Here is an 8,112-nt window from a genome sequence, read left to right on the forward strand (position 1 = left end):
ATATGGAATTAAATTTTCAAGATAAGAGTTTTATAAAAGTATTTTTTAATAGTGACGGTTATGTATTAAATTTTTCTAACTCTACTTTTGCTAATTTTACTTTTAATTCAGTAGGAGTAAATATTCAAGAGAAATATGGAGGTTCAAAAGGGAAAGCTTTACAGGCTTTTGTAGATAACGAACCAGATGAACTGGTTTTAAAATTAGCTTTAGATTTACTTAGATATTATGAAGACCTTCCTGACTCATATTACGAGAAAACTGAAGAGAGGAACTCTCAGGCATTGAAATTGAAAGAGAGACTTTCGAAGTATGAAGTCTCACAAATGGCCTACTTAAATAATGTTGCTGAATCTTTATCTGACTATTTTGATAGCGACTATATAGATAAGCAAATGGGGATTATGAATGAAATGATTTCTCGCTCTCCAGCGGACGCTATTGGAAAAGCTAAGGAATTGTTGGAATCATGTTTTAAACATATTTTAGACCATGAAAAAATTGAGTATTCTAATTCTAATGATATTGCAACTTTGCAAAAGAAAGTCTTTAAATTTTTAAACTTGGATTCTAATGAAAATATTTCAGCAAAAAATAATCAAGATGTAAAGCTAGTTCTAAGTGGTTTGAATCAAATTATCAAGGGTATTAACAGTCTTAGAAATGATAAAGGTGATGGTCATGGTAAGGGAGCTAACTTTATAGAATTGCCACCAAGGTATGCTTCAGTTGTTGTAGGATCTGCATTAACGGTAGTGTCATTTGTTTGGGAAACATACCAAGATAAGCAAAAATAGTAAGGAGGAGGTTTAATGTCGAAAAATCAAGAAAAATTACACTTTCAACTTAAAAAATTTATAGTAAATGTAGGTTGGACTCATAAAATTCATGCGGTTAGAATGGACGAGTTAGAAAGCTATATTCGATGGTTTAGAATAGCAACAATAATCATTTCTGGAGTTGTCTCTTCTGGCTTAGTTGGAATACTTTGGTTTGATGAATATTGGATAAAGCTTGTTACAGCATTTTTATCATTAGTCACTACAATAATTTTTAGCATCACCAAGGAGTTTAACTTTGAGGAACGACTAGCTTTGGAGAGGAAATCTGTTGATGAGCTTTGGAATTTTAAAGTGTTAGCTGAAATTCTTTTATCTGAGGTGGTTTACAATGGAAAACCATCAAGTGAAATCCAAGAATCTTTCGAAGAATTAAAATTTCGAAGAGATGCTACTTATAGTCAACTTTCTAATGCTTCTCCCAAAAATGTATCCAAGGCTTCAAAACTAATAAAATCGAGAAAAGATAATGATTATGAGGAAGATTATAGATACTTTATTCCAAAAGAATTGATGGAAATTAAGGAGGAAGAGTAATGTCTTTATCTAATGATTTTAAAGAATTTTGCGAAGACGAACTCCCCATGACGGACGAGGAATGGGAAAAATGGAAGAATAGATTAAAAGAGATTACGAAACGACTTAATCGAAAATACTATTCCTTAGATGAGCTTGAAGATGAAGAAATTGACAATGGTTTGATTGTTGGTAGTGTGGGGAGAACGACGGCTGTTCGAAATGTTAGTGATTTTGATTATATTTTTTCACTACCCTCAGAAGTGTATAGACGATTTGATTCTTATGAGGGTAATGGTCAATCAGCACTTCTACAGGAAATAAAAAACGAATTACTAAAAAGATACCCAAATACAAAAATAAAAGGAGACGGACAGGTCGTTGTTATTGATTTTTCGGATGGTGGAAAAATTGAGTTAGTTCCAGCTTTCGAACAATCTGATGGTAATTTTAAATATCCTGATTCTCGTAACGGAGGCTCTTGGAAAACTACTAAACCAAAGCCTGAAATTGAAAAATCTAAATCTTTAAATTCGAATTTTAATAATCATTTTTCTAACTTAACAAGGCTCATACGACAATGGAAAAATCATATGGGCTTTTCATTTAAGGGGTTGTTGATAGATACTTTGATATCTGATTTAATTGATGATAAAGGTATTTCTGAAATATATTACTCTGATTACAATATTCTCTTGAAAGATATTTTTGAATACTTTTCAAACCAAGATAAAAATAGAGAGTATTGGTATGCTTTAGGTAGTAATCAAAAGATTTATAATAATGATGGAGCAAAATTTGTCAATAAAGCTAAGCAAGCTCTAAAGAAAATAGAAGACGCTTCAGAAGAGAAACTTACTGAAGTTTATAGACAGCTATTTGGTAGAAAATTCGCTCAATCCACTTCTACAACAAATCGAGCTTCGAATGAAGAATTTATTGATGAATTGTTTAATGTTAATATCGAATATAATATTGTTTTGGAGTGTGAAATTACACAAGATGGTTTTCGAAAAGCACTTCTTTCAGACTTTTTAAAAAGTAGATTTAAGATTAAAAATAGAAAATCTCTTGATTTTGAAATTATAAAATCAGATATTCCAGATAATCTTTTGTCTGATGTTAAATATTATTGGAAAGTAAGAAATATTGGAGCTGAGGCGATTAGAAGAAATTGTGAGCGTGGTGCTATTTTTCAGGTAAAATAAAACATCACGAAGATTCTCAGTTTAAAGGAGACCACTATGTTGAATGTTATGCTGTTTTAGATAATACGGTTATAGCAAGAGATAGAATAACAGTCCCTATCGATCCGTTACGTGGAAGAGATTTTATAGAGTAGCATATAATTGATTTTTAATTGGAATACTCACTATCTCTTTACATCAAGAAAATGACTAAACAGGGAAGTTTGCCTTCTTCCCTTTTTTTGTTATACTAGTAGAAGAAAAAATAGAAAGATTTGTGGGTGTTAAACAAGCCAGTGCCTTGTTTTGATATGAACTTAGGTTCCACCCAAAGAGGTATTAGTGTCGTGTCTCAATCTTATATCAATGTTATCGGTGCTGGTTTGGCAGGGTCAGAAGCAGCGTACCAAATTGCAGAACGTGGTATTCCAGTTAAACTCTATGAAATGCGTGGGGTCAAGTCAACACCCCAGCACAAAACAGACAATTTTGCTGAGTTGGTTTGTTCCAATTCTCTTCGTGGGGATGCTCTAACTAATGCTGTTGGGCTTCTCAAGGAAGAAATGCGTCGTTTGGGTTCTGTTATCTTGGAATCTGCTGAAGCTACACGTGTTCCTGCAGGTGGTGCTCTTGCGGTGGACCGTGATGGTTTCTCTCAAATGGTGACCGAAAAAGTGGCCAACCATCCCTTGATTGAAGTGGTTCGTGATGAAATTACAGAATTGCCGACAGATGTTATTACAGTTATCGCTACTGGTCCTTTGACTAGCGATGCCTTGGCTGAAAAGATTCATGCTCTTAATGATGGCGATGGTTTCTATTTCTACGATGCGGCAGCCCCTATTATCGACGTCAACACTATCGATATGAGCAAGGTCTATCTCAAGTCTCGTTATGATAAGGGAGAAGCCGCTTATCTCAACGCTCCAATGACCAAGCAAGAGTTTATGGATTTCCATGAAGCCTTGGTTAATGCGGAAGAAGCACCGCTCAATTCTTTCGAAAAAGAAAAGTACTTTGAAGGTTGTATGCCTATCGAAGTTATGGCCAAACGTGGCATTAAAACTATGCTTTATGGTCCTATGAAACCAGTCGGTCTGGAGTATCCAGACGACTATACTGGACCTCGTGATGGCGAATTTAAAACACCGTACGCGGTTGTGCAGCTTCGCCAGGACAATGCGGCTGGTAGCCTCTACAATATCGTCGGTTTCCAGACCCACCTCAAATGGGGAGAACAAAAGCGAGTCTTCCAAATGATTCCTGGTCTTGAAAATGCTGAGTTTGTCCGTTATGGGGTCATGCACCGTAATTCTTACATGGATTCACCAAATCTTCTTGAGCAAACCTATCGTTCTAAGAAACAGCCAAACCTCTTCTTTGCTGGTCAGATGACGGGTGTGGAAGGCTATGTTGAGTCAGCGGCATCAGGTCTAGTAGCTGGGATTAACGCGGCTCGACTCTTCAAGGGAGAAAGCGAGGCTATTTTCCCAGAAACAACAGCGATTGGAAGTCTGGCTCATTACATCACCCATGCGGACAGCAAACATTTCCAACCAATGAATGTCAATTTTGGGATTATCAAGGAGTTGGAAGGCGAACGTATTCGTGATAAGAAGGCTCGTTATGAAAAAATTGCAGAGCGTGCCCTCAGCGATTTAGAGGAATTTTTGAATGTCTAATTTTTTTGAAAGAATTGCTCATGATACTATAAAAATCTTAGAAATTGTGATAAAATAGGTAGGATAAAAAAAGGAGAGTGAAAATGGCGAATCCCAAGTATAAACGTATTTTAATCAAGTTATCAGGTGAAGCCCTTGCCGGTGAACGAGGCGTAGGGATTGATATCCAAACAGTTCAAACAATCGCAAAAGAGATTCAAGAAGTTCATAGCTTAGGTATCGAAATTGCCCTTGTTATTGGTGGAGGAAATCTCTGGCGTGGTGAACCTGCTGCAGAAGCAGGAATGGACCGCGTTCAGGCAGATTACACAGGAATGCTTGGGACTGTTATGAATGCTCTTGTGATGGCAGATTCATTGCAACAAGTTGGGGTTGATACACGTGTGCAAACAGCTATTGCTATGCAACAAGTGGCAGAGCCTTATGTCCGTGGACGTGCCCTTCGTCACCTTGAAAAAGGCCGTATCGTTATCTTTGGTGCCGGAATTGGTTCACCTTACTTCTCAACCGATACAACAGCGGCTCTTCGTGCAGCTGAAATCGAAGCGGATGCTATCCTTATGGCTAAAAATGGCGTAGATGGTGTTTACAATGCCGATCCTAAGAAGGACAAGACAGCCGTTAAATTTGAAGAATTGACCCACCGTGATGTTATCAACAAAGGTCTCCGTATCATGGACTCAACTGCTTCAACCCTCTCAATGGATAACGACATTGACTTGGTTGTCTTCAACATGAACCAACCAGGCAACATCAAACGTGTCGTATTTGGTGAAAATATCGGAACAACAGTTTCAAATAATATCGAAGAAAAGGAATAAGAAAGATTATGGCTAACGCAATTATTGAAAAAGCTAAAGAGAGAATGACCCAGTCTCACCAATCACTTGCTCGTGAATTTGGTGGTATCCGTGCCGGTCGTGCCAACGCAAGTTTACTTGACCGTGTACATGTAGAATACTACGGAGTAGAAACTCCTCTTAACCAAATCGCTTCAATTACGATCCCAGAAGCGCGTGTTTTGTTGGTAACACCATTTGACAAGTCTTCATTGAAAGATATCGAACGTGCCTTGAACGCTTCTGATCTTGGTATCACACCAGCTAACGACGGTTCTGTGATTCGTTTGGTTATCCCTGCTCTTACAGAAGAAACTCGTCGTGACCTTGCTAAAGAAGTGAAGAAGGTCGGCGAAAATGCTAAAGTGGCTGTCCGCAATATCCGTCGTGATGCTATGGATGAAGCTAAGAAACAAGAAAAAGCAAAAGAAATCACTGAAGACGAATTGAAGACTCTTGAAAAAGATATTCAAAAAGTAACAGACGATGCTGTTAAACACATCGACGACATGACTGCCAACAAAGAGAAAGAACTTTTGGAAGTCTAAAAATAAACAGAAAAACTCAGTTGGCATTGCTGGCTGAGTTTTATTCGAAAGAAGGAAATATGAATACAAATCTTGCAAGTTTTATCGTTGGACTGATCATCGATGAAAACGACCGTTTTTACTTTGTGCAAAAGGATGGCCAGACCTATGCTCTTGCCAAGGAAGAAGGTCAACATACAGTTGGGGATACGGTTAAAGGTTTTGCCTACACGGATATGAAGCAAAAACTCCGCTTGACCACTCTAGAAGTGACTGCAACTCAGGACCAATTTGGTTGGGGAACTGTAACGGAAGTTCGTAAAGACTTGGGTGTCTTTGTGGATACAGGCCTGCCCGATAAGGAAATCGTAGTATCACTAGATATTCTCCCTGAGCTCAAGGAACTCTGGCCTAAGAAGGGCGACCAACTTTACATCCGTCTTGAAGTGGACAAGAAAGACCGTATCTGGGGACTCTTGGCTTATCAAGAAGACTTCCAACGTCTGGCTCGTCCTGCCTACAACAATATGCAGAACCAAAACTGGCCAGCCATTGTATACCGTCTCAAGCTGTCAGGAACTTTTGTTTACCTGCCAGAAAATAACATGCTTGGCTTTATCCATCCTAGCGAGCGCTATGCAGAGCCACGTTTGGGTCAAGTTTTAGATGCGCGCGTTATTGGTTTCCGTGAAGTGGACCGTACCTTGAACCTCTCCCTCAAACCACGTTCCTTTGAGATGTTGGAAAATGATGCTCAGATGATTTTGACTTATTTGGAAAGCAATGGCGGTTTCATGACCTTAAATGATAAGTCATCTCCTGAGGATATCAAGGCAACCTTTGGCATTTCTAAAGGTCAGTTTAAAAAAGCTCTAGGTGGTCTTATGAAGGCTGGTAAAATCAAGCAAGACCAGTTTGGGACAGAATTGATTTAGGGTGGCATATGAGAAAATCATTTTACACTTGGCTCATGACCGAGCGCAATCCTAAAAGTAATAGTCCCAAGGCTATCTTGGCAGACCTCGCTTTTGAAGAATCAGCCTTTCCAAAACATACAGATGATTTTGATGAGGTGAGTCGCTTTTTGGAAGAACATGCCAGTTTCTCTTTTAACCTAGGAGACTTTGACGTTATTTGGCAAGAATACTTAGAACACTAGCATGATTCACTGGGTTTGGGCTAGTAATTTCTCCATCCCTTTGCTATAATAAAAAGAAATAAAAGGATTAGAGAGGTTCTTTATTTGAAGGAACATTCAATAGACATTCAACTGAGTCATCCAGATGACCTGTTTCATCTTTTTGGTTCCAATGAGCGTCATCTTCGTTTGATGGAAGAAGAGCTTGATGTGGTTATTCATGCCCGTACGGAGATTGTGCAGGTTTTGGGAGAAGAGGCTGCCTGTGAGGAAGCTCGTCAGGTTATTCAGGCTCTCATGGTCTTGGTGAATCGTGGGATGACCGTTGGCACGCCAGATGTGGTGACTGCGATTAGCATGGTCAAAAACGATGAAATTGACAAGTTTGTCGCCCTTTATGAAGAAGAAATTATCAAGGACAATACAGGGAAGCCTATTCGCGTCAAAACCTTGGGTCAAAAGCTTTATGTGGACAGTGTTAAACAGCACGATGTGACCTTTGGAATTGGGCCTGCAGGGACAGGGAAGACCTTTCTTGCAGTGACCTTGGCAGTGACTGCCCTTAAACGTGGTCAGGTTAAGCGGATTATATTGACACGTCCAGCGGTGGAGGCAGGAGAGAGTCTAGGTTTTCTTCCAGGTGATCTTAAGGAGAAGGTGGATCCTTACCTTCGACCTGTTTACGATGCCTTGTATCAGATTCTGGGAAAAGACCAAACAACTCGTCTTATGGAGCGAGAAATTATCGAGATTGCGCCACTTGCCTATATGCGTGGACGGACCTTGGATGATGCCTTTGTCATTCTCGATGAAGCGCAAAATACGACCATCATGCAGATGAAGATGTTCTTGACTCGTTTAGGCTTTAATTCTAAGATGATTGTCAATGGAGATATCAGTCAGATTGACCTACCACGTAATGTCAAGTCCGGTTTGATTGATGCTCAAGAGAAACTCAAGAACATTCAACAGATTGACTTTGTTCATTTTTCAGCCAAGGATGTGGTTCGCCATCCAATTGTCGCTCAGATTATTCGAGCTTATGAACCAGCTCCAATTAAAAAAGAAGAGAGTGAAGAAAACCAAGAAGAAACAGAGTAGCAAAAAAGAGCAGTTCAGGTGGAATTGCTCTTTCTTTTATATGATAATTAGATTTCGGGAACTATATATCAATTTATACTAGACACAAGATATAGTGCTTACGAGAATATCAAAAAGGCGACTTACAAACGGAAATCTTCTTTTAATAATGTCTAAATTCTTCGCAGTATTTCAAAATTTTGATATAATAGAAGTAACAAAAATAAAGGAAATTAAGTATTATGAACGCAATCACAGCTCACAGCTCACAGCTCACAGCTCACAGCTCACAGCTCACAGCTCA

At 38.8% G+C, this 8,112-nt stretch carries 8 protein-coding genes and 1 pseudogene; all 9 read left to right on the forward strand.

The annotated features are described in order from the left end of the window. The first annotated feature begins 2 nt into the window (after positions 1-2). Entirely contained in the window at positions 3-797 is a 795-nt protein-coding gene (locus ADH52_RS04090) for an abortive infection family protein (RefSeq protein ID WP_000422392.1), read from the forward strand. 15 nt (positions 798-812) lie between these two features. Beyond that, positions 813-1,376, forward strand: coding sequence for an SLATT domain-containing protein (locus ADH52_RS11265; protein WP_049510262.1), 564 nt, complete (start codon positions 813-815; stop codon positions 1,374-1,376). A gap of 47 nt (positions 1,377-1,423) precedes the next feature. Beyond that, positions 1,424-2,697: pseudogene (locus ADH52_RS10685) on the forward strand (nucleotide-binding domain-containing protein). 192 nt (positions 2,698-2,889) lie between these two features. Further along, positions 2,890-4,224, forward strand: coding sequence for a methylenetetrahydrofolate--tRNA-(uracil(54)-C(5))-methyltransferase (FADH(2)-oxidizing) TrmFO (gene trmFO, locus ADH52_RS04105; RefSeq protein WP_049510263.1), 1,335 nt, complete (start codon positions 2,890-2,892; stop codon positions 4,222-4,224). Positions 4,225-4,307: 83 nt separating this feature from the next. After that, on the forward strand, positions 4,308-5,045 hold the full coding sequence (pyrH, locus tag ADH52_RS04110; protein ID WP_000002996.1) for a UMP kinase: 738 nt from the start codon (positions 4,308-4,310) through the stop codon (positions 5,043-5,045). A gap of 8 nt (positions 5,046-5,053) precedes the next feature. Next, positions 5,054-5,611, forward strand: coding sequence for a ribosome recycling factor (frr, locus tag ADH52_RS04115; protein ID WP_001262225.1), 558 nt, complete (start codon positions 5,054-5,056; stop codon positions 5,609-5,611). A 59-nt stretch (positions 5,612-5,670) separates the two neighbouring features. Continuing rightward, positions 5,671-6,525, forward strand: a complete 855-nt coding sequence (gene cvfB, locus ADH52_RS04120) for an RNA-binding virulence regulatory protein CvfB (RefSeq protein ID WP_049488665.1) — start codon at positions 5,671-5,673, stop codon at positions 6,523-6,525. Positions 6,526-6,533: 8 nt separating this feature from the next. Beyond that, positions 6,534-6,749: a YozE family protein gene (locus ADH52_RS04125; RefSeq protein WP_049488667.1), complete on the forward strand. Its 216-nt coding sequence runs from the start codon at positions 6,534-6,536 to the stop codon at positions 6,747-6,749. Positions 6,750-6,833: 84 nt separating this feature from the next. After that, positions 6,834-7,829: a PhoH family protein gene (locus ADH52_RS04130; protein WP_049488669.1), complete on the forward strand. Its 996-nt coding sequence runs from the start codon at positions 6,834-6,836 to the stop codon at positions 7,827-7,829. Positions 7,830-8,112: the final 283 nt, after the last annotated feature.

This window comes from Streptococcus pseudopneumoniae, assembly GCF_001072665.1.
GTDB classification, from domain to species: domain Bacteria; phylum Bacillota; class Bacilli; order Lactobacillales; family Streptococcaceae; genus Streptococcus; species Streptococcus pseudopneumoniae_S.